Genomic DNA, 18443 nt, shown 5'->3' with positions numbered 1-18443 from the left:
CGGGGATACATGGGCAACGAAGCGGATACCGGCGGCACGCTGTTCGGCGAAATCAGGCGCTTTGCCCGCACCTCGGGCGCGGTTTCCGGCATTGCGGCGCGGGTGGCGGGCGAGCGGGTTTTCGGTATCCGCACCGACCGCGGCCGCCATGCCGAAGACCTGAAGACCATTCTCGGTGGCCTCAAGGGGCCGATGATGAAGATCGCCCAGATCCTCAGCACCGTGCCCGACGCCCTGCCCGAGGAATATGCCCGGGAACTGGCGCAGTTGCAGTCGAACGCGCCACCGATGGGCTGGGCCTTCGTCCGCCGCCGGATGGCTGCCGAACTCGGCCCTGACTGGGAAGGGAAATTCCGCACCTTCGGGCGTGAGGCCGCGGCTGCCGCCAGTCTGGGCCAGGTCCACAAGGCCGAACTGCCGGATGGCCGCATCGTCGCCTGCAAGCTGCAATATCCCGACATGCCGAGCACCGTGGAATCCGACCTCCGGCAACTCAAGCTCGCGATGGCCGTCTACAAGCGGATGGATAACGCGATCCACCAGGACGACATCTATGTCGAGCTCGCAACGAGGCTGCGCGAGGAACTCGATTATACGCGCGAGGCAGCGCAGGCCCGGCTCTATGCGATCATGCTCGAGGGGCAGCCCGATATCGTCATCCCCGAGCCGATCCCCGAATATTCCTCCCGTCGCCTGCTGACCATGACCTGGCTGGACGGCATCGGGATGCAGGCCTTTCTGGATACCGACCCCGATCAGGAAAGTCGCAATCGGGTGGCCCGCGCCCTGTTCCGGGCCTGGTATGTGCCGTTCTACCGATACGGCGTCATCCATGGCGATCCGCATCTCGGCAATTATCAGGTGAACAAGGCTGGTGGCATCAATCTGCTCGATTTCGGCGCCATTCGCGTGTTCGGCTCGCGCTTCGTCGCCGGTGTGATCGACCTTTTCCGCGCGATCCGTGACAATGACGATGCGCTCGCCCATCACGCCTATTCCTCATGGGGTTTTACCGATATCACCAAGGAAAAGCTCGACGTGCTGAACGAATGGGCCCGGTTCCTGTACGAGCCGCTGATGCAGGACCGGGTGCGGCCCATACAGGAGACCAACGACGTAACCTTCGGTCGCAGTGTTGCGGAGAAGGTTCATGAAGGGCTGAAGCGCACCGGCGGTGTTCGTCCGCCGCGCGAGTTCGTGCTGATGGACCGCTCCGCCATCGGGCTTGGCAGCGTGTTTCTCCGGTTGCGCGCGGAACTCAACTGGCACCAGCTTTTCCAGGAGACGGTCGCGGAATTCGATGCCGCCTCGCTCGATGCTCGTCAGGATGCCGCCTTGGCCAGTGCCGGCGTGCCGAAGCCGCTCTGACCATGGCGATTCTTCAGCGCGGGCTGCGCGGCGGGTTGCTGGCACGGGCCTACAGGAAAATCCTGCATTCGTGGTATCTCAATGATCTGGCGTTCGATATCCGCCTCGCCGCCAAGCGGGAGGCGGTGGACTACGTCATCGAGCATATGCAGGCAGCGATGATGCTGCGCGACCGGTTCGATTTGCTGCGTTTCGCTCTGTCGCGCGCGCCGGAACAGGGGCTCGTTCTTGAATTCGGGGTGGAGAAGGGGCTTTCGCTCAACTGCCTGGCGCGAGCGACCGCTCGCACGGTGCATGGATTCGACTCCTTCCAGGGTTTGCCGGAGGACTGGTCGGGCACCGCCTCGGCCCGCGGCGCGTTCGACCGGCATGGTGCCCTGCCAAAAGTGCCTGGAAATGTGCGTCTTCATGTCGGCTGGTTTGATGCAACCCTGCCCGCATTCCTCGCTGAAACCGCGGAGCCGGTCGCGCTGCTGCACATCGACTGCGACATCTATTCCTCGACGAGGACGGTGTTCGACATGCTGGGAGATCGAATCCGGCCCGGCACGATCATCGTGTTCGACGAGTATTTCAACTACCCGGGCTGGCGGCAGCACGAATACAAGGCGTTCCAGGAATTCTGTGCCGAGGGGGGGCGCAGATACCGCTATCTCGGCTATGCCGGCGAGAAGGGGCACGTCGCGGTGATCATGGCCTGACCGTGGTCAGGCCGTATGGCGCCAGATGACGAGTCGCGCCGCGCCATGTGCCCGCTCGGCGAGCGGAGACACACCGTCTGGCGTTGGGTCTGCCTTGCCGAATTCCGCAGCGATCAGTGCTCCCGGCGCCAGCCATCCGGCGGTGGCGAATGCCGACACCGCCCGGCCCACGAGTCCCTTGCCGTAGGGCGGATCCAGCAGGACCAGATCGTGCGGCGTGCCGCGGGAAGGGGCGAGTGCATCGACCGCGACGATGCGGCTGCGATCCTCCGCCCGGCAGGCGGCCACGTTCCGGCGAAGAGCCGCCAGTGCCGCGCGGTCCTGTTCGATGAAGGTCGCTCCCGCCGCGCCGCGCGACAGCGCTTCCAACCCCAGTGCGCCGGAGCCAGCGAATGCGTCCAGCACCATGCGACCGCCAACAGCGCCCTCCGCCCAGGATGTGTGGAGGAGGATGTCGAACAACGCTTGCCGTACTCGTCCGGCGGTCGGCCGCGTGAGGGGGCCATCCGGCACGGCGAGGATCCGCCCTCGCCAGGCACCGGCGATAATTCGTGGCCCGGTCATCGGCCAACTTTCGGCAATTGTTCGCGGAGTACCTTGGGATTGACTTCCGCGACCGCCCCTCGCGGCAGGTTGCCGAGCTGGAACGGGCCATAGGCGATACGAATGAGTCGGGTTGTCTCAAGCCCGAGCGCGGCCATGACCTTTCGGATCTCGCGGTTCTTGCCCTCGTTAAGCCCGACTGCCAGCCAGGAATTCGATCCCTTCGTGGAATCGATTTCAGCCGAGATCGGACCATATCGAACACCGTCCACCACGATGCCGCCCTTCAGCGCCGCCAGGCGGGCGGGGTCGACCGTACCGTGCACCCGTACACGGTAGCGGCGCAGCCAGCCGGTTGTCGGCAGTTCCAGTTGCCGGGCGAGGGCGCCGTCATTGGTGAGCAGCAGCAGCCCCTCGCTGTTGAGATCGAGCCGGCCAACGCTGACAACACGGGGCAATTCGGGCGGCATCCGCTCGAAGATCGTGGGCCGGCCCTCGGGGTCGCGATGCGTGGTCAGCAGTCCAGCCCGCTTGTGGTAGCGCCAGAGCCGGGTACGCGATGGCTCACCGACCGGACTACCGTCGATAAGGATGATGTCGCCAGCGGCGACGAAGGTCGCCGGGTGCAGAACCTTCGTCCCGTTGAGAGCGACCCGTCCGGACTCGATCATGCGCTCGGCGTCCCGCCGGCTCGCCACGCCAGCCCGGGCCAGGTATTTCGCAATCCGCTCTCCGCGTTCGCCGCTTTCCGGGTTGGTCATCGCGCAGCCTCGACGAAGGCTTCGAGCAGGCGCCGGTCTCCCGGGTCGATCAGGAATTCCGGGTGCCACTGCACGCCAAGGCAGAACCGGTGCGCTGGTGATTCGATGCCCTCAATCACACCGTCAGGCGCCACCGCATTCACCACGAGGCGAGGTCCCGGGGCGCGTACGGCCTGGTGGTGTGCCGAATTGACCCGCATCGTGGCGGCGCCGACGATTGCGGCAAGGCGGGTGCCGGGCGTGAGGGTGATCTCGTGTCCCGGTTCATTGCGCGGGTTCGGCTGCTCATGGGGCAGCGCATCGGGCACCGTGTCCGGGATATGCTGGATGAGGGTACCGCCAAGCGCGACCGCCAGCAACTGCTCACCGCCGCAAATGCCGAGAATCGGCATGCCGCGCGCAAGCGCGCCGCCGATCAGCGCCGTCTCGGCCGCCGTCCTCCCCTCCTTCAACATGACGGTTTCGTTCCGTCCGACCTCGCCGTAAAGCTTGGGGTCAACATCGAACGCGCCGCCGGTGACAACCAGGGCGTCGACGGCATCAAGCAGGTCGGTAGCCAGTTCCGCCCGGTGCGGTAGCGCGACAGGCACGCCGCCACAGTCGGCGATTGCATCCATATAATTGCAGCGGAGGGCATACCAGGGGAACTTCGAGTAGCCGCCGGGCTGCTCCGCATCCAGTGTCAGTCCGATCAGGGGCCGGTTTTTCATGGCGCGAGCTAGACCTCATCCGGCCGTCAAGGCAAGAGAGCAAGCGTGACCCCGATGCAGCAAGCCCTTGCGGAAGCCGAAGCCGCCGCGCGCCGTGGCGAGGTGCCGGTTGGCGCCGTTGTCGTCGATGCTGGCGGGTCCGTGCTTGCCGCGGCCGGCAACGAGGTTGAGGCTCGCGGCGATCCGACCGCGCATGCCGAAATTCTCGCGTTGCGCGCGGCGGCGCAGCGGAGGGGTGGGAAATTTCTGCAGGGCTGCCGGCTGTTTGTAACCCTTGAACCCTGTCCTCTCTGTGCGGCAGCAATTTCCTTGTTCCGCATCGACCGTCTGGTGTTCGGCGCCTACGATCCGAAATCGGGCGGAGTCGAGCACGGGCCTAGGGTTTTCTCTCATCCGACGTGCCACTACCGGCCCGAGGTGGTCGGCGGGGTGGATCAGACGGCGGCGGCAGAGCTGCTTAGGCACTTTTTTTCTCAAAAACGCGACTCGGCAAATTCTGCCGGGCGTTAACCGAACGGTTACCCATATAGGCGATTCTTGTCCTGCGACAAAAGGTCGCAATCGCAGGATGGATTCATGCAGTTCTCCACACGGCTGCGTTGGGACTCAAAATTGGGGTCCCTCGGCTGATGAAGCAGTTGATCGCGAACCTGCGGGCGCTCGGCCCGGTGAAGCTTGGCGCCATGGGCGCCGTGGCTGTTGCCGTGCTCGGGCTGATGGCGGCACTGGTGTTGACGGGCGGTCCATCCCCGTCCGCCACGCTCTATTCCGGCCTTGGTCTCAAGGACGCCAGCCACATTACCGAGACGCTGAAAGCGGCACATATTCGTTATGCGATCGGCAACGGCGGTCATAGCGTTCTCGTCACCCCTGCCCAACTCGACGAGGCGCGGCTGTTGCTGGCCCAGCACAATCTTCCAGCCGGCTCGTCCAACGGCTTCGCGATATTCGATCACAAGAATCCCCTATTAGGATCCAGTTTTCTCAACCGGATCGATGAGACGCGCGCACTCGATTCCGAGCTTGAGCGGACGATTAATCTTATCCACGGGGTCGAAGCGTCGCGCGTTCAGGTTGTGCTGCCGCGACGCGACGAATTCAGTTTGAGTACTGCCCCGGCCCAGGCGAGCGTCATGTTGTCGCTCGCTGGCGTCGGCCCTCTCGACCACGAAAGCGTTGAGGCCATCCTCAACTTGGTCGCATCCGCAGTGCCGGGGCTCAAGCCGAACAACATCTCGATTGTCGACAATCGCGGCGATCTCCTTGCTCAGGCCGGTCGGACCGACAATTCTCTTCTCAGTTCACGTGATGCGGCGTTGAAGCAATCAACGGAGCGGCAACTGTCGGAAGCGGTGCGCTCCATGCTTGCTGCCGTGGTCGGTCCGAACCAGGTCAGGGTTGTTACGGCCGTTTCCATGGACTTCGACCGGAGCGAACAAACCTCGACAACCTATAACCCGAACGGACAGGTTGTACGTAGTCAGCAGCAGACAAGGTCCAAAAGTTCACGCAGCAGCGGGACGAACAAGACCGTATCCGTATCAAACAATCTCCCAGGTGCGACGTCCAGCAAAGCAGGGCCGAAACGGCTCGATACTCAGAGCAAGTCCACTCAGACGACCAATTACGAGATCAGCCAGGACGTCAAGCACATTGTTCATGCGACGCCACAGATCACGCGTATCAGCGTCGCGGTGATGCTGGACGACGTGAAGACGACAAACCCGAAAGGCAAGGTCATCTGGACGCCGCGCTCCCCGGCGCAGGTCGCGCAAATTCGTAAGCTGGTTGAAACGGCCATCGGGTATGACAAATCCCGCGGCGACGTCGTCGACGTTCAGTCACTCCAGTTCGCACCCAATGAACTACCGGTTAGCGCCAAGCGGTCTCTGATCGGACGCTTCCTGTCGAGTGGGCTGCTGATGCCGTTGCTACGCCTCCTCCTCACCGCAGCCATCGGGATTGCCGCGCTGCTTGTGGTCTTCCGGCCGATGGTTCGTCGTATCATTACGCCACCCGAAAATACGACCGCAGAACCTGCGCTCCTGGCCGAACAGAACGGTGCCATCGCCGGCCCGGCAACGACGGAGGAGACCAATCCTGTCAAAGTGATCGCTGATCTGATCGACCGTCATCCTGAAGCCAGCGTCGCGATCCTGCGCGACTGGCTAGGCCAAGAAGGCGCCCGATGAGCGATACGTCAGATCGCAATCTCAACGGGGCCTCGCGCGCGGCTGCCTTGCTCCTTGCTCTTGGTGAAGAGGCTGGCGGCAAACTGATGGCGATGCTCAACGATGACGAGTTGCGTGAGATTTCACGCGCCATGGTGGCGTTGCGCGCTGTTCCGTCAGAAACGGTTGAGGCGCTTTGCTTTGAATTCGCGGGGCGGATGGGAAAGGCCTCTGGCGTGTCCGGCTCTGCAGAGGTCGCGGAGAAATTGCTCCGAAAGATGATTCCTCCAGGCCGAGTCGAACAGATCCTCGAAGACATCCAAGGGCCAGCGGGAAAAAACATCTGGGATAAACTTGGCAAGGTCAACGAGTCCGTGCTCGCAGACTATCTCTGCCATGAACATCCTCAGACCGCAGCCATGGTGCTCTCTCGCGTCACTGCCGAGCACGCCGCCCGTGTCATCGCACTACTGCCCGAGCCTCTCTCGATCGATGTGATCGAGCGCATGCTGACGATTGAGAGTCTGCAACGAGAGGCCATAGATGACGTGGAACGCACGCTCAAGGTCGATTTCATGGTGAACCTGGCGTCGAGCGTGCAGCGAGATCCGCATGAGAAACTGGCGGAGATCTTCAACTCTTTCGATCGAGCCGTCGAGAGTCGGATGTTTGCCGCGCTGGAGAGCCGCAACCAGGAGGCGGCGAGTCGGATTCGGTCACTGATGTTCACTTTCGAGGATCTCATCCGCCTTGCGCCGCGAGACATCCAGACAGTTCTGCGTTCGGTCGACAGCGATGTGATGCCGCTCGCGCTCAAGGGAGCATCGGATAAGATCCGCGACCTCTTCATGAGCAACATGACGGAGCGTGCCGCAAAGATGCTCCGCGAGGATATCGAGGCGCTGGGCCCGGTGCGTTTGCGCGATGTTGATGCCGCGCAGCTAGCGATCGTGACCACAGCAAAGGAACTCGCCGCTCAGGGCGAAATCGAGATTGGAACCGGAAAGGAAGACGACCTTGTCATCTGAAATCACGACGCCAACCGGAGAGCCGAATGGCAATGGCCAGGTGTTGTCGGACCTGCCGCTTGCGCCGGTTTCCCGCCGCACGGCGGGAGATGGGCCTGAGACCCAGCGCCCTAGCCGGGATCTTGAGGCTGTCTACGATGTGCCCGTGCTCGTCAGTGCCGTGCTGGGTCGCTCGACCATGCAGGTCAGCCAGTTGCTTAAGCTTGGTCGAGGCGCCGTCGTCGAACTCGATCGCAAAGCCGGAGACCCGATTGATATCTTTGTCAACAATCGCCTGATTGCACGTGGCGAAGTGGTGATGCTCGACGAAACGAAGCTCGGCATTACCATGACCGAAATCGTCAAGTCTGACCGCAACGGTTGACCGAATATGCGGGTTCTCATCATCGGTTCACTGTCGGGAGAACTTGGTGTCGCAGCTCGTATTGCTGCGGCTCGGGGTGCAACGCTCGCACAGGCTGAGACCGTTGATGCGGCCCTGGAATGTCTACGTGCCGATGCGAGGACCGACCTCATCATTTGCGACGTCACGCACGATTTCGGTACCCTGATGAGGCGACTGGCCGCGGAGCGCTTCACAACGGCTGTCGTTGCCGCGGGAGCCGAAAATGATGAGAAGGCCGCCGTTGACGCAATTCGTGCTGGCGCACGTGAATATCTCCCTTTGCCTCCGGATTCCGACCTCATCGCAGCCATTCTGTCGGCTGTTTCTACAGAGCAGAAGGGCGAGTTCATCGCGCGTGACCCCGCTATGCGGGCAGTACTGTCACAAGCTGACCAAGTAGCGCCATCCACTGCGTCAATCCTGATCACAGGAGAAAGCGGCACAGGGAAGGAGGTTCTTGCACGGTATATTCACGAGCGCTCAAGGCGCCGCAAAGGGCCATTCGTCGCTCTCAACTGCGCAGCAATACCAGACACACTGCTCGAGTCCGAGTTATTCGGACACGAGAAGGGGGCATTTTCCGGTGCAATCGCGCGCCGTACCGGGAAGTTTGAGGCTGCCGACCGAGGCACTCTATTGCTTGATGAAATCGGAGAGATGGACGCGCGCTTGCAGGCAAAGCTGCTGCGCACGCTTCAGGAGCGCACTGTGGATCGAATTGGCGGTGATCGGCCCGTGCCAGTTGATGTGCGCATCCTTGCTGCCACGAACGTTGATCTGCGGTCGGCCATTGCGGATGGCAGATTTCGGGAAGATCTGTTCTTTCGTCTGAATGTCATGACGTTGCGAATTCCGCCGTTGCGTCAGCGTCCTGGGGATATTGCGCCCCTCGCGCACCATTTCGTGGCTCATTATGCCAGGCTGAATGAAGTTGGCACCAAGCATCTTACAAGCCGAGCTGTTGAGCGTCTGCTTGCCTATTCCTGGCGTGGAAATGTTCGAGAACTCGAAAATACCATGCATAGGGCTGTGTTGTTGTCGTCAGGGCCGATGATCGACGTTGAGCATATCGGCATACCCACGGAAGCAGAGGAACCGTCATACCTGCTCTCGCCCCACGCACATGCTACTGCCGGCGACACGATTGGCTCGCTGGTTGGCCAACGTGTCGAAGACGTCGAGCAGGCACTGATTCTGGAGACGCTGAATCACTGTCTTGGCAACAGGACACATGCCGCCACGATCCTCGGAATTTCCATACGGGCACTGCGTAACAAGTTGCGTGAATATGCCGCTCGTGGTGCAGAAGTGCCGGCGCCACACAACGGTGTGGCCGCCTGATGGCTGCAACAGACCTCGCGGCCCTTCGCGGGCGACTGCAAGAATTCCGGATCGGTACCGATATCGGTCTGGCGATCGGCGTGGTGTGCATCATCACGATTCTGATCGTGCCGTTGCCACCATTTCTTCTGGATACAGGGCTTTCGCTCTCATTCACTGCCAGCATTCTGGTGTTGATGGTTTCGCTGTTCATACGGCGCCCGATCGATTTCACGAGTTTTCCGACGGTGCTGTTGCTCACCACGCTGTTGCGTCTCTCACTCGACATTGCCGCAACGCGTGAGATTCTATCTCATGGTAGCGAAGGGCCGGATGCGGCGGGCCACGTCATTGCGGCATTTGGCGGGTTTCTGATGGGTGGCGATCTGCTGATCGGGCTGATTGTGTTTGCGATCCTGATCGTGGTGAACTTTATCGTTATTACAAAAGGCTCCACACGAGTCGCCGAAGTTGCGGCGCGTTTTACCCTTGATGGTATTCCCGGCAAGCAGATGGCGATCGATGCCGAGTTGAACTCAGGTGCGATCAGTGAAGTCGTCGCGCGCCGTAAGCGTGCCGAGCTCGAGCAGGAGAGCGGGTTCTATGGTGCGATGGATGGTGCCGCGAAATTCGTCCGTGGCGACGCGATTGCAGCTCTTATCATAACATCAATCAACATTGTGGGCGGCTTTGCGATCGGCGTTGTCCAGCGCGGAATGTCAGTGCATGACGCCGCGTCGGCCTTTACCACTTTGTCGATCGGCGAGGGGCTCGTATCCCAGATACCGGCACTTCTGGTGTCTGTGGCTGCAGGCATCGTGGTAACCAAAGGGAGTGCAGAGGGCACTGCAGATGCGGCTCTGGTTGCGCAACTAAGCCGTTCGCATAAGCCCCTGGCGATTGCATCGGCAGGTGCGTTTGTGCTTGCCATCCTGCCTGGCTTGCCATTCATTCCGTTCGTGACGCTTTCCGGCCTGGCTGGATGGGGTTCCTACTATCGCTGGAGAAACCCACCTCGGCCGGAGCAAGAGGAGGCGGCGCCTGCCCCGGTTGAGTCGGCGGAGCCGCCGATCACCGAGGCGCTCAAGATCGACCAGATCCGACTTGAACTAGGCTATGCATTGCTGGTGCTTGCGGGTGGAGATACGCCGCGGCTCACAGAGCAGATCAAGGCGCTTCGCCGTGCGATCGCAGCTGAAATGGGCTTCATCCTTCCGCCCGTACGCATTCAGGACAATATGCAACTGGCTGCAACGACGTACTCCCTGCGCATCAAGGAGATCGAGGCTGCGTCTGGCGAGTTGCAGCCAACCCGCCTTTTGGCCATGAGCCCATCCGGAGCCTTGCCTGACGTGCCGGGAGATCCGACGACAGAGCCTGCATTCGGTATGCCGGCAGTCTGGATCGACCAGGCGGATCGCGAACAGGCGTTGGCGCGTGGCTGCACGGTGGTCGATCCCGCAAGTGTTCTCACAACCCACCTGACCGAGGTGGTCAAGGAAAACATGGCCGAACTTCTGTCTTTTGCCGAGACCCAGAAGCTACTCGATGATCTTCCGCGCGAACAGCAACGTCTGGTGACCGACCTGATCCCAACCCATTTTACGGTTGGAGGCGTTCAGCGCGTCCTGCAAGCGCTGCTCGCCGAGCGGGTGTCGATCCGCGATTTGCCGACGATCCTCGAAGGAATCCACGAGGCGTGTTCGATGCAGTTGCGGGCCGTTCCTGCCATTGCGGCCCACGTGAGGACTCGCCTCGCCCGACAATTGACCGACGCTCATACCGGCTCGCGGGGGTATGTTCCATTGGTCATCATCGGCCCTGAATGGGAAACGGAACTCAACGAGGCCCTCGTGGGCCCAGCCGAGGCACGACAACTGTCTCTGCCGTCAAATCGCCTTTCGGAACTTACTCGTCGTATCAATCAGGTCTTTGAATCCGCAAGTGTCGACGGAGAAGCTCCCGTACTGCTGACTAGCGCGCATTTGCGCGCCCATGTGCGGGCTATTCTTGAGCGGATCCGGCCATCCACTCCAGTGCTCGCGCAGACGGAAATTTTCCCGCGTGCCCGCATCAGAACCGTTGGAGCGATTTGAATGAAAGTCAAAGTGATCAGAGCGGCATCAATGCGCGAGGCATTCGCGGAGGCTCATCGCATCCTCGGTCCCGATGCGCTGATCCTCGATAGCCGCCGTCGAGGACGCGAGTTCGAGATTACGGTCGCACTGGACCCTGAGCTGCCGCCTGATCCGGCCAACCCCTGGCGCCAGGCGTTGTCTTTCCATGGCATTCCGGCGCACATCGCGTCTGCCTGGGCAGACCAGCCGCCCGACGCCGCCGTTGCTGGCAGCCTGTCGTTTGGGAAGCTTGATTTCGACCGACCGTTGGTCATTGCGGGACCGCCAGGCGCCGGCAAGACGATGACGACAGTTAAACTGGCGACACGATTTGTTCTTGCTGGTGTCCGTCCAACAGTAATTAACGCCGACCAGAACCGGGCCGGTGCATCAGCGCAGTTGGCCGCACTGTGTCGCATCCTGCGCGCCGAGTTCATCGACACGGCTTCGAAAAAGGGTGGAATGCGGCGTCGTCCGGCAAGCCGCCGTCCGACGCTGATCGATTTGCCTGGGATGGATCCGTTCGACAAATCTGAAATGGACGATTTGCGATCGATGGTTGAGGAAGTCTCTGGCGTTGCCGCGCTGGTAATGCCCGCGGGACTTGATGCGGCCGACAGCGTGGAAATTGCTTCTCGCTTTCATGAGGCGGGTGCGACGGCTCTGATTCCGACGCGCCTTGATGTGTCGCGCCGCCTTGGTGGCCTTGTTGCCGCGGCAGGCTCCGTGCCGCTCCAGCTAACCGAGGCCGGCACGTCTGGTCGCGTCAGCGATGCGCTCGAAACGGTCACGCCAGCCTTTCTGGTCCGGCGCCTGCTTGATGCCGGTCGTGTTCAGGAGCCGGTCGCCAATGCAGCCTGAGACCTCCCTCGTCGGCCGAGGGAGACCTCTGCATGTCAATGCGCGGGAACAGCGAGCCCGTGAGAAGTCGAATGCCCGGCAGCGGCCACGCGTGATCGCGATCGCGTCCGGAAAAGGTGGGGTCGGCAAGACGTGGCTGACGTTGTCGCTGGCTCAGGCCATGAGTGCGAGGCGCGCGCGCATCCTGGTATTGGATGCCGATTTCGGTCTCGCAAACGCCGATATTCAACTCGGCCATCTCGCTGCGACCGATATTGGCGCAATCCTGCGTAACGAGGCGTCCCTCGCAGAAAGCATCGTGCCGGTGGAGCGGGGCGGGTTCGACCTGTTGGCCGGGGAGGCCGGTTCAGGTGCGTTTTCCGGCCTCGATCCGGTCATCGTCGAGCGGCTTGTCTGCAGGTTGGTCGATTGTGATGCTAACTACGACGTCTTGTTGTGCGATCTTGGCACTGGCGTCGAGCCCGCGGCGCGCCATCTGGCGGCGTTGGCTGATACGCTTGTTCTGATTTCCACAGGCGATCCGACGAGCCTGACCGATGGCTACGCCGTCCTCAAACTGCTCCAGCGTGACCGGAATGATCGCGGCGAGCCGGTCGATGCTAGGATTGTGATCAATCAGGTCGACACCGATCGCGCTGGCCGGCGCGCTCATGCGGCACTCGCCCGCGCGGCGCGGGGGTTCCTGCGCCTCGATCCGCCGCTGCTCGGCATCATCCAGCGCGACGAGAATGTCAGCGAGGCGATTCGCGGCCAGCGACTGTTTCTTTCGGAATTTCCGAAATCCTCTACAGCGGCAACCGTTCAATCGATTGCCCGTCGGTTGCTCGCGAAATAGGCTGGCCGGTACCCGTGGCGGCAATCTTAGGCTGGCGTCTTTCGCCGGCCCGGCGGAGTAGCCAGCGGGTGGTGCTCCTCCACCAGCTTTTGCAGCCGTTCCGCGAGAACGTGGGTGTAGATCTGTGTCGTCGAGATATCGGCGTGGCCGAGCAGGGTTTGCAGGCTGCGCAGATCAGCACCGCGCGCCAGGAGGTGGGTCGCAAAGGCATGGCGCAGGCTGTGGGGTGAGACGCGGGCAGGGTGGATCCCCGCCATGACCGCGACCCTCTTGAGCTGCCGTGCGAAGGCTTGGCGCGTCATCGGAAATCCCATGCGGCGTCCCGGGAACAGGTGCCGGCTGGGGCGTTTCCGGTTCATTTCACGTAATCTGGCCGCAGCATCTCGCGCGGCGGCGGAGAGCGGCACGATGCGCTCCCGGCCCCCTTTACCCTTGATCAGCAAGGCAGAGGCATCGGTGGACAAAGCATTTGCGGGCAGCACGAGAAGCTCGGAAATTCGCATGCCGGTGGCGTAAAGTATTTCCAGTCCCGCCTCGGCGACCCGTCCGGCTTGACCGGGCATTGCCGCCGCGGCGGTGAGCAGTGCGTCGACCTCCGCCTCGCTGATCGTCTTTGGCAGTGTGCGCGCAAGTTTCGGTGACGAAGTCAGGGCCGTCGGATCATCGGCACGTTGCCCGTCACGCAGCAGGAAGCGCTGGAACTGCCTCAGGGATGACAGGCGGCGCGCCTGAGTGCGCGCGGAAAGTCCAGCCGTGGCGAGGCCGCCGAGATAGTCGGCCACGCTTGCCGCGTCGGCTTCGGCTGGTCCATGCCCACGAGAGGCGCAGAACGCCGCAAAGTCTGCGAGATCGGCTTGATACGCAAGAATAGTATTCCGCGCCGCGCCGCGCTCTGCGACCATTGATTCAAGGAAGGCCTCGATATGCCGCTCTAGTGCCATCGTGTTTTTGTGGTAAGCCGCAGCACAATGTTCGACAAGAGTTTTCATTCACCCGGCCTTCCTGTCGCCTTGCCGATGCGCAGCATCGTGCTGATCGGACTGATGGGGGCTGGCAAATCGGCGGTCGGCCGCCGGCTCGCGGCCCAACTGGCCCTGCCGTTTCACGATTCCGATGCCGAGATTGAGGCGGCCGCGGGCAAGACGGTTGCGGATATTTTCGCTTCAGAAGGCGAAGCCGCCTTCCGGGCGCGCGAAAGGGCCATGATTGCCGAGCTTTTGGCCGGTCCGCCGATCGTTCTGGCGACCGGCGGCGGCGCCTTCATGGACCCCGAGACCCGCGCAGTGATTGGCGCGCGGGCCATTTCCGTCTGGCTGCGGGCGACGCTCGACGTGCTTCTGGCCCGGGTGCGCGGCCGCACCCATCGGCCACTGCTTAATCAGGGCGACCCTGCCGAAATCCTGTCCCGGCTTTCCGCGCTGCGTGCGCCGGTCTATGCCGAAGCGGACATCATCGTTGACAGTACCGAGGCCCCGCCTGACATGACCACCGAGACCGTTGCCGCTGCCATCGCTCGCCACGCGCCCGAGCGGACCATTCGGATCGAGCTTCCCGATGCCGGCTATGACGTGGTGATCGGCCGCGGATTGCTCGATGGCGCGGGTGCCCGTCTCGCCGCAGCCCTGCCGTCGCGTCGCGCCGTGGTGGTGACCGACGCGAACGTGGCGCAGACACATCTGCCGCGACTCGAACGCGCGCTTGACGATGCGGGCTTCATCCACGACCGGATCGTGGTTCCGCCGGGCGAAGGATCAAAAAGCCTCTCCCGTTTTGCCGCACTGGTTGAGGACATTCTTGCCCTGAAGCCGGAGCGGCAGACCGCGATCATCGCGCTTGGCGGCGGCGTCATCGGCGATCTGGCCGGGTTCGCTGCTTCCAGCGTACTGCGCGGGCTGCCCTTCGCGCAGGTTCCGACCTCGCTGCTCGCGCAGGTTGATTCCAGCGTCGGTGGCAAGACCGGCGTCAATTCGCGCCACGGCAAGAACCTGATCGGCGCGTTTCATCAGCCGCGTCTTGTCGTCATCGACAGCGATACGTTGGCCACCCTGTCGCGGCGCCAGGCCGCCGCAGGCTATGCTGAAATCGTCAAGGCGGGGCTCATCGCCGATCCCGCGCTCTATGAATGGTGCGAAGCCCATGGCGCCGCGCTGCTTGGTGGCGACCAGGGCTTGCAGGAAGAAGCGATTGCCCGCGCTGTTGCCTTCAAGGCGCAGGTGGTGATGGCCGATCCGCGCGAGCAGGCCAAGCGGGATGGCCGCGCGCTGCTCAATCTCGGCCACACTTTCGCTCACGCCTTCGAGGCCGAGACCGGTTATGGCGAGGCGCTGCTGCACGGCGAGGCGGTGGCGATCGGCATGGTTTGCGCTTTCGACCTCTCGGCCCGTCTTGGTTATTGCGATCCGGGAATCGTTCCGCGCATTGCCGCGCATCTGGACGAGGTCGGCCTTCCGCACCGGATCGGCGGCTGGAACGCGGAAGCGCTGCTCGGCCACATGCAGAGCGATAAGAAGATGCGGGACGGCAGGCTTGCCTTCGTTTTGGCCCGTGGGATCGGCAGTGCGTTCACTAGCCGCGAGGTGCCGCAGGAAGCCGTTCGGGCAACGCTTGCGGCCTGTGGCGCGGGCTGACCGACGCCAATGTATACTCCGCCGGCTTTCGCCGAGGATGATCCCGCAATCATCGCGGCGATCATGCGCGCCTGCCGCTTGCCCGTTCTCGTCAGTGCCGGGGAGGCAGGGCTGGAGGCGACGCATCTGCCGCTGCTCCATTTTCCCGACCCGGCACCGCACGGTACGCTCGTCGGGCATCTCGCGCGCGCCAACCGCCAATGGCACGTGCTGCGCGATGGCGCGCCGGCCATGGCGATCTTCCAGGCGCATGATTTTTACGTCTCGCCCGGCTGGTATGCGACCAAGCGCGAGACTGGCCGCGTCGTTCCGACCTGGAATTACGAGGCTGTGCATCTGCAGGGCGCGGTCGAAATCATCGAGGATCCGATCCGGCTACGCGACATTGTCACTGCCTTGACCGACCGCGAAGAGGCGCCCCAGCCCAATCCATGGCACGTGGATGACGCACCAGAAGACTTCATTGCCGCCCAGCTCAAGGGCATTGTCGGTGTGGTGATGACGGTGCGTTCGGTCATCGCCAAGCGCAAGCTCAGCCAGAACCGCCCCCCGGCCGACCGCGCCGGCGTCATCGCCGCGCTCGCGGCGTCAGGCCGCGCCGAGGAAGCCGCCCTCATGCAGGAACGGGAGGCAGCGGCGGATCGACCTGGCCCAGAACCCAGCCCTCGGTCGCGCGGATAACGGGTTCATCGCCGGGCAACCCGGCTTCTGTGCCATCCGGCGCGCCGTCGATCACCCGGATCAACCCAAGCACGCCGAGCAGCGAGTCGAACGCGTCTTCTCCCTCTGGCCGAGCGCCAAAACCATCTTCGATCAATGCGACGAGATCCCGTGCGGGGGTGTGGCGGCAAGCCGCGAAATGCGCGCGGAGGGCCGGGGAAAGTGCCGAGCGGTCCTGCCGACGCCGCTTGCTGCCCACGAGTTTCAGTCCGGTCTGGACCATGGCTTCAGCCGGATAGGTTTCGGCGATGGCGACGCAGCCGGGAGCCAGAAGATCTGGCAGCGTGCCGGCGAAGGGCCAGAGCCGCAGCGGAACGTTCCGGGTAAAGGCTGGCAGCAGGCAGTCCCGCCAACCGGATAGCGCTGCCTTGCCGCACTGGTTGGCGCCCATCGTCCAGAATAGCGGCGCGCCCGCCGGCCGCCGCGCGGTCCGGCAATCGACCGCGCGGCGCAATGCGGCGGCGTCATTCAGGCCGAGAGCGGCAGCGAGGCGTGCCATCTGCCCGGCACCGGCCATGCTCTTCAGCGGGTAGAACGGACGGGCCAGGCTGACCTCATCGAGGGTCGCACACGGGCGGAAGACACCATCTGCCGGATCGAGTCCGGCGAGCCAGACGGTGAAATCAGCGATGCCCGCAATATTCGAATAGGCGCGGGGCAGGCCGAGCGGGAAATCCACGCCGAGAACCACGGCAGCACCGGCGGCGCGGTCGAGCAGCCGCGCGGCAAGGGTTGTGGCATCGCCTACTTTCTCGGGCATGCCGATCTTCCAGAGACCGTCATCTCGCCGGGCGATGCTCATCCAGCGCTTGTCCGCGTTGACGCTCCAGTCGGCGTGAGCCGCGACAACAGGGCTTAACAAACTGTACGATTGACGCAATGAGGCTGCCATTGCCACGCCATTTTCCTGTGATCAGAGAATTGGCACATCATTCGAGGTCAATTCATGGACGACCGTTATCGCCCATCCATCCAGTTCCTGCATTGGTTGATCGCCCTGACCGTCATAGGGCTCGTCATTGCCGGGCTGCTTCTGCATTACGACCTGATTCCAAGATCCGTTCACAAGCCGCTCGCCTTCCTGCACATGAGTTTCGGTCTTGCCATTCTGGCGCTGATGCTGGTCCGCCTTTTCATCCGGCGGCGCACCGGCGCGCCGGAGTTGCCCGAGGAAATCGGCCGGCCGTTCCGGATCGCTGCGCATACGACCCAGATTCTGTTCTACGCGCTCCTGCTGGCGATGCCGGTGTTCGGCATCCTTTTCGTCGAGGCACATGGTCGCAAGGTGCCCTTCTTTGGCCTGTTCACCCTGCCTGCCTTCGTCGGCAAGAATCATGGCGTGCAGGAGGTTTTCGCATTCCTCCATTTCTGGGGCGGCATCGCGGTGATCCTGCTGCTGATCGCCCATGTTGGCGGCGCGGTAAGGCACGAGTTGCGCGGCGAGCGCATGATCCGGCGGATGCTGCCCGGCCGCCGTTCAACGTGATGGCATGGCGGGCGCGAGCCGGCCGCCGAGGCGCACCGGCTCGACTGCCAGCGCTCGCCCGTCGGAGGCGACGCGGATCAGCGCGCCGCACACCGTCGCCTCTCCTTCGGTCGGGTGCAGGCGCTCGCCGGGCATCTTGCGGATGAACCGGCCGATCGCCGCGTCCTTGGTCATGCCGATCACGCTGTCATAATCGCCGCACATGCCGACATCCGCCATGAAGCCGGTGCCCCCGGCCATGACATGGTGATCCGCGGTCGGGATATGGGTGTGGGTGCCGAGCACGGCCGTCACCGCGCCGTCGAACCGGTGGGCAAAAGCCATCTTTTCGCTCGTCGCCTCGCCGTGAAAATCGACGAGGATTGCCGCATGGGTCACGCCGAGCCGTGCCCGCGACAGAACGCCTTCCAACGCGCGGAACGGACAGTCCATCGGGTCCATGAACAGCCGTCCCATGACCTGGGCGATAAGCACCCGCCGGCCGTCCGGCAGAGTGATGTCGACGATGCCATCCCCCGGCGTGCCGGGGGGAAAGTTGAGCGGCCTGATGACCCGCTTCTGCTGCGCGATATAGGGGATGATCTCCTTGCGGTCCCAGGCATGGTTGCCGAGTGTGATGGCATCCGCTCCGGCGGCGAACAGAGCATCGGCCATGTCCGGCGCGAGGCCGAATCCGTGCGAGGCGTTCTCACCGTTGACCACCGCCACATCGATGCCGAGCTCGTGCCTGAGGCGGGGCAGGGTGGATATTACCGCTTCCCGTCCGGACCGGCCCACTACGTCACCCAGATAGAGGAGTTTCATCGCTGT

At 63.0% G+C, this 18443-nt stretch carries 19 protein-coding genes; 13 read left to right on the top strand and 6 right to left on the bottom strand.

Annotated elements, in window-relative coordinates; all coding sequences use genetic code 11:
• Nucleotides 1-9: 9 nt before the first annotated feature.
• Both ACMV_RS07570 and ACMV_RS07565 read left to right on the top strand, forming a co-directional pair.
• Nucleotides 10-1368, top strand: coding sequence for an ABC1 kinase family protein (locus tag ACMV_RS07570; protein WP_011942276.1), 1359 nt, complete (start codon nt 10-12; stop codon nt 1366-1368).
• A 2-nt stretch (nt 1369-1370) separates the two neighbouring features.
• On the top strand, nt 1371-2069 hold the full coding sequence (locus tag ACMV_RS07565; RefSeq protein WP_007421862.1) for a class I SAM-dependent methyltransferase: 699 nt from the start codon (nt 1371-1373) through the stop codon (nt 2067-2069).
• A 6-nt stretch (nt 2070-2075) separates the two neighbouring features.
• Here the strand turns inward: ACMV_RS07565 and rsmD are convergent, their stop codons facing one another.
• The 3 genes from rsmD to ACMV_RS07550 are packed head-to-tail and all read right to left on the bottom strand — an operon-like array spanning nt 2076 to nt 4083.
• The gene (gene rsmD, locus ACMV_RS07560) at nt 2076-2633 is read right to left on the bottom strand and encodes a 16S rRNA (guanine(966)-N(2))-methyltransferase RsmD (protein WP_081479232.1); all 558 of its coding nucleotides are present in this window, start codon (nt 2631-2633) and stop codon (nt 2076-2078) included.
• Complete coding sequence (locus tag ACMV_RS07555) at nt 2630-3373, bottom strand: pseudouridine synthase (RefSeq protein ID WP_007421864.1); 744 nt, start codon at nt 3371-3373, stop codon at nt 2630-2632. Before ACMV_RS07555 ends, rsmD begins: the two co-directional genes overlap by 4 nt.
• The gene (locus tag ACMV_RS07550) at nt 3370-4083 is read right to left on the bottom strand and encodes a gamma-glutamyl-gamma-aminobutyrate hydrolase family protein (RefSeq protein ID WP_013640034.1); all 714 of its coding nucleotides are present in this window, start codon (nt 4081-4083) and stop codon (nt 3370-3372) included. The genes ACMV_RS07555 and ACMV_RS07550 overlap by 4 nt, the downstream gene beginning before the upstream one ends.
• A gap of 54 nt (nt 4084-4137) precedes the next feature.
• Between ACMV_RS07550 and ACMV_RS19760 the strand changes: the two genes are divergently transcribed.
• From ACMV_RS19760 to ACMV_RS07510, 8 genes are all read left to right on the top strand, one after another.
• The gene (locus ACMV_RS19760; protein ID WP_011942272.1) at nt 4138-4593 is read left to right on the top strand and encodes a nucleoside deaminase; all 456 of its coding nucleotides are present in this window, start codon (nt 4138-4140) and stop codon (nt 4591-4593) included.
• Nucleotides 4594-4712: 119 nt separating this feature from the next.
• A complete protein-coding gene (gene fliF / locus ACMV_RS07540) occupies nt 4713-6275 on the top strand; it encodes a flagellar basal-body MS-ring/collar protein FliF (RefSeq protein ID WP_013640032.1) in 1563 nt (520 codons plus the stop codon).
• Entirely contained in the window at nt 6272-7282 is a 1011-nt protein-coding gene (fliG, locus tag ACMV_RS07535; RefSeq protein ID WP_007421868.1) for a flagellar motor switch protein FliG, read from the top strand. Before fliF ends, fliG begins: the two co-directional genes overlap by 4 nt.
• A complete protein-coding gene (gene fliN / locus ACMV_RS07530; protein ID WP_007421869.1) occupies nt 7272-7646 on the top strand; it encodes a flagellar motor switch protein FliN in 375 nt (124 codons plus the stop codon). Before fliG ends, fliN begins: the two co-directional genes overlap by 11 nt.
• 6 nt (nt 7647-7652) lie before the next feature.
• Nucleotides 7653-9008, top strand: coding sequence for a sigma-54-dependent transcriptional regulator (locus ACMV_RS19755; protein ID WP_013640030.1), 1356 nt, complete (start codon nt 7653-7655; stop codon nt 9006-9008).
• A complete protein-coding gene (gene flhA / locus ACMV_RS07520) occupies nt 9008-11083 on the top strand; it encodes a flagellar biosynthesis protein FlhA (RefSeq protein ID WP_011942268.1) in 2076 nt (691 codons plus the stop codon). The genes ACMV_RS19755 and flhA overlap by 1 nt, the downstream gene beginning before the upstream one ends.
• Entirely contained in the window at nt 11084-11965 is an 882-nt protein-coding gene (locus ACMV_RS07515; protein ID WP_231844504.1) for a flagellar biosynthesis protein FlhF, read from the top strand. It begins immediately after the preceding gene.
• Nucleotides 11966-12056: 91 nt separating this feature from the next.
• Nucleotides 12057-12800, top strand: a complete 744-nt coding sequence (locus ACMV_RS07510) for a nucleotide-binding protein (RefSeq protein WP_007421873.1) — start codon at nt 12057-12059, stop codon at nt 12798-12800.
• A gap of 26 nt (nt 12801-12826) precedes the next feature.
• Here the strand turns inward: ACMV_RS07510 and ACMV_RS07505 are convergent, their stop codons facing one another.
• On the bottom strand, nt 12827-13789 hold the full coding sequence (locus ACMV_RS07505) for a site-specific tyrosine recombinase XerD (protein ID WP_013640028.1): 963 nt from the start codon (nt 13787-13789) through the stop codon (nt 12827-12829).
• Between ACMV_RS07505 and aroB the strand changes: the two genes are divergently transcribed.
• Together aroB and ACMV_RS07495 are read left to right on the top strand one after the other, a co-directional pair.
• The gene (gene aroB / locus ACMV_RS07500; RefSeq protein ID WP_013640027.1) at nt 13769-15427 is read left to right on the top strand and encodes a 3-dehydroquinate synthase; all 1659 of its coding nucleotides are present in this window, start codon (nt 13769-13771) and stop codon (nt 15425-15427) included. The genes ACMV_RS07505 and aroB overlap by 21 nt on opposite strands.
• Nucleotides 15428-15436: 9 nt before the next feature.
• Nucleotides 15437-16108, top strand: coding sequence for an FMN-binding negative transcriptional regulator (locus ACMV_RS07495; protein WP_013640026.1), 672 nt, complete (start codon nt 15437-15439; stop codon nt 16106-16108).
• On the opposite strand, the gene ACMV_RS07490 is transcribed toward ACMV_RS07495, so the two are convergent.
• Nucleotides 16041-16949, bottom strand: a complete 909-nt coding sequence (locus ACMV_RS07490) for a hypothetical protein (protein ID WP_013640025.1) — start codon at nt 16947-16949, stop codon at nt 16041-16043. The two genes, ACMV_RS07495 and ACMV_RS07490, sit on opposite strands and share 68 nt — an antisense overlap.
• A 144-nt stretch (nt 16950-17093) precedes the next feature.
• Here ACMV_RS07490 and ACMV_RS07485 point away from each other — a divergent pair, with 144 nt between their 5' ends.
• Nucleotides 17094-17633 (top strand): cytochrome b, encoded by a 540-nt coding sequence (locus tag ACMV_RS07485; RefSeq protein ID WP_013640024.1) that lies wholly within the window; start codon nt 17094-17096, stop codon nt 17631-17633.
• Here the strand turns inward: ACMV_RS07485 and ACMV_RS07480 are convergent.
• Nucleotides 17625-18437: a TIGR00282 family metallophosphoesterase gene (locus ACMV_RS07480; RefSeq protein WP_011942260.1), complete on the bottom strand. Its 813-nt coding sequence runs from the start codon at nt 18435-18437 to the stop codon at nt 17625-17627. The two genes, ACMV_RS07485 and ACMV_RS07480, sit on opposite strands and share 9 nt — an antisense overlap.
• Between the last annotated feature and the right edge of the window lie 6 nt (nt 18438-18443).

This window comes from Acidiphilium multivorum AIU301 (assembly GCF_000202835.1).
GTDB classification, from domain to species: domain Bacteria; phylum Pseudomonadota; class Alphaproteobacteria; order Acetobacterales; family Acetobacteraceae; genus Acidiphilium; species Acidiphilium multivorum.
The sequence above is the reverse complement of the archived record's forward strand: the minus strand, read 5'-3'. Positions and strand labels throughout refer to the sequence as shown.

Excerpts from the sequence above, each read along its gene's own strand:
- ACMV_RS07570 (WP_011942276.1), top strand. The coding sequence starts at position 10 with ATGGGCAACGAAGCGGATACCGGCGGCACGCTGTTCGGCGAAATCAGG.
- ACMV_RS07565 (WP_007421862.1), top strand. The coding sequence starts at position 1,371 with ATGGCGATTCTTCAGCGCGGGCTGCGCGGCGGGTTGCTGGCACGGGCC.
- rsmD (WP_081479232.1), bottom strand. The coding sequence starts at position 2,633 with ATGACCGGGCCACGAATTATCGCCGGTGCCTGGCGAGGGCGGATCCTC.
- ACMV_RS07555 (WP_007421864.1), bottom strand. The coding sequence starts at position 3,373 with ATGACCAACCCGGAAAGCGGCGAACGCGGAGAGCGGATTGCGAAATAC.
- ACMV_RS07550 (WP_013640034.1), bottom strand. The coding sequence starts at position 4,083 with ATGAAAAACCGGCCCCTGATCGGACTGACACTGGATGCGGAGCAGCCC.
- ACMV_RS19760 (WP_011942272.1), top strand. The coding sequence starts at position 4,138 with ATGCAGCAAGCCCTTGCGGAAGCCGAAGCCGCCGCGCGCCGTGGCGAG.
- fliF (WP_013640032.1), top strand. The coding sequence starts at position 4,713 with ATGAAGCAGTTGATCGCGAACCTGCGGGCGCTCGGCCCGGTGAAGCTT.
- fliG (WP_007421868.1), top strand. The coding sequence starts at position 6,272 with ATGAGCGATACGTCAGATCGCAATCTCAACGGGGCCTCGCGCGCGGCT.
- ACMV_RS19755 (WP_013640030.1), top strand. The coding sequence starts at position 7,653 with ATGCGGGTTCTCATCATCGGTTCACTGTCGGGAGAACTTGGTGTCGCA.
- flhA (WP_011942268.1), top strand. The coding sequence starts at position 9,008 with ATGGCTGCAACAGACCTCGCGGCCCTTCGCGGGCGACTGCAAGAATTC.
- ACMV_RS07515 (WP_231844504.1), top strand. The coding sequence starts at position 11,084 with ATGAAAGTCAAAGTGATCAGAGCGGCATCAATGCGCGAGGCATTCGCG.
- aroB (WP_013640027.1), top strand. The coding sequence starts at position 13,769 with ATGTTCGACAAGAGTTTTCATTCACCCGGCCTTCCTGTCGCCTTGCCG.
- ACMV_RS07505 (WP_013640028.1), bottom strand. The coding sequence starts at position 13,789 with ATGAAAACTCTTGTCGAACATTGTGCTGCGGCTTACCACAAAAACACG.
- ACMV_RS07495 (WP_013640026.1), top strand. The coding sequence starts at position 15,437 with ATGTATACTCCGCCGGCTTTCGCCGAGGATGATCCCGCAATCATCGCG.
- ACMV_RS07490 (WP_013640025.1), bottom strand. The coding sequence starts at position 16,949 with ATGAGCATCGCCCGGCGAGATGACGGTCTCTGGAAGATCGGCATGCCC.
- ACMV_RS07485 (WP_013640024.1), top strand. The coding sequence starts at position 17,094 with ATGGACGACCGTTATCGCCCATCCATCCAGTTCCTGCATTGGTTGATC.
- ACMV_RS07480 (WP_011942260.1), bottom strand. The coding sequence starts at position 18,437 with ATGAAACTCCTCTATCTGGGTGACGTAGTGGGCCGGTCCGGACGGGAA.